The sequence below is a fragment of the Candidatus Saccharimonadales bacterium genome, assembly GCA_036397795.1.
Lineage (GTDB): Bacteria > Patescibacteriota > Saccharimonadia > Saccharimonadales > DASWIF01 > DASWIF01.
The window spans coordinates 1-1,556 of sequence record DASWIF010000077.1 but is presented as its reverse complement, the minus strand read 5'-3'; the positions used below and the strand labels follow the sequence as shown (position 1 = coordinate 1,556).

The window sequence follows — 1,556 nt, the reverse complement described above, 5'->3', positions numbered from 1 at the left end:
ATTCCGAACGAGCCGCAGCTAACAAAAGCAGTCTAGGATTGAGCGCTAAGTTAAACTCTTCGGCCCAAGCCAAAGCCAACGACATGATCCAGGACAACTACTGGGCACACAACTCACCGGACGGTAAAACACCGTGGTATTGGTTTGATCAAGCCGGTTACGATTACCTGGTTGCGGGTGAAAACTTGGCATACGGTTTTGACACCAGCAGCGGTGTAATAAACGGCTGGATGAATAGCCCTTCACACCGGGACAACATGCTCAATTCGGCGTTTGAACAAGTCGGATTCGGTATCGCCAATGGCTCGAACTATCAGGGCGGGCCTAATACCGTGGTAGTCGCCCACTACGGCGATCCGGCTGTCTCTACCCAAAGTTCGCCGCCGCCCAGCAGCTCCAGTTCCAAGCCCAAGACCGCGGCTGCTCCCACAGCCAGCAAGCCGGCCGCCGCCGAGCCAGTCCCCCAGGCCGCAGTTGAGAAACCAAAATCAAAGGATAATGCAAAAACCGATGAGATCGACCTCGCACCAGCCGCTGATCCTACTCCGGCGCCAGTTACGTTTGCCTCAGACGAGCCTAAAATCATCAGCAACTGGGAAGCGCTGCTGACCGGACAAGCTGGCTGGGCGCTATACACGGCCGCCGCCGTGGCTGGCTCGATCGGTTTCGTCTACGCCTATCGCCACGTGCTGTTTATCCATAAAGTTGTTATAAGGGGCGAAGATTACATCCTCAGCCATCCCTTGCTCGAAGCTAGTATCATCTACGCCTTAATCTGGCTGCTGCTGTCAGCCACATTCGGCAGCGTCTTATGAAGAAGAAAACCACCAAGCGCTTACATCTGTTACCTCTACTCAGTTTTTTGCCGCTGTTAATGGCTTTGTTTGCCGCCAGTCAGCTCAACCTCTACTTGGATCCGCTGCTAATTGGTTTGGTGTCTATCGCTTACGTGGCTGTAAATATCATCTACCGGCAACTGCACGGTTCATTGCAAATCGGCTACATCGTCGAATACTCGCTCATCGGCCTAATTGCTTATTTTGTGTTGACGCTCTACGCGTAAGCCCCAGTTTATTTAACCACCACCGCTTCACGCGGAATCATCCGTCGTAGCTCGTCGGTCAACCCATTGCTGACATCGACCCGAAACGGCAGGCGCAAAGCGCTCTTGGTCTCATCGCCCAGAACCAGAATGGCCTCTGTACTGCCTGGGTGCCGATCGAGAGCCTGCTTTAAGTCTTTAAGTTGAGAGTGGTTGTTCGGATCTTTGATGTGGACGTACAGCTTGGACTCTAGTTTGGCCTTGGCCGCCAGCGGTCGCTGGGGCGGCCGGCTTTTGGGCTTATTGGTCGGTTGGTAGTTCTTAATCACGTCTTCGTCAACAAATTTCAACTCATCGGCTAAAACTTTCGGATCGCCACTCAGATTACCGGCGCGGTCTTTGCTGCTAACCCTGCCGACGGCAAACACCACCGCGTCGGGCAAAATTTGGGGTCGGTGCTTTTCATAAACTTTGGGGAATATTATCAGTTCCAATGTACCGCTTAGATCTTCTA

General features: G+C 53.0%; 3 protein-coding genes. 2 read left to right on the top strand and 1 reads right to left on the bottom strand.

All coding sequences use genetic code 11. The annotated features are described in order from the left end of the window. Positions 1–815, top strand: an 815-nt coding sequence (locus VGA08_04240) for a CAP domain-containing protein (GenBank protein HEX9679797.1), incomplete at its 5' end; no start/stop codon positions are given. Continuing rightward, entirely contained in the window at positions 812–1,063 is a 252-nt protein-coding gene (locus VGA08_04235) for a hypothetical protein (protein ID HEX9679796.1), read from the top strand. The genes VGA08_04240 and VGA08_04235, both read left to right, overlap by 4 nt. An 8-nt stretch (positions 1,064–1,071) precedes the next feature. Here the strand turns inward: VGA08_04235 and VGA08_04230 are convergent. Next, a partial coding sequence (locus VGA08_04230; protein ID HEX9679795.1) for a hypothetical protein occupies positions 1,072–1,556 on the bottom strand: 485 nt, incomplete at its 5' end.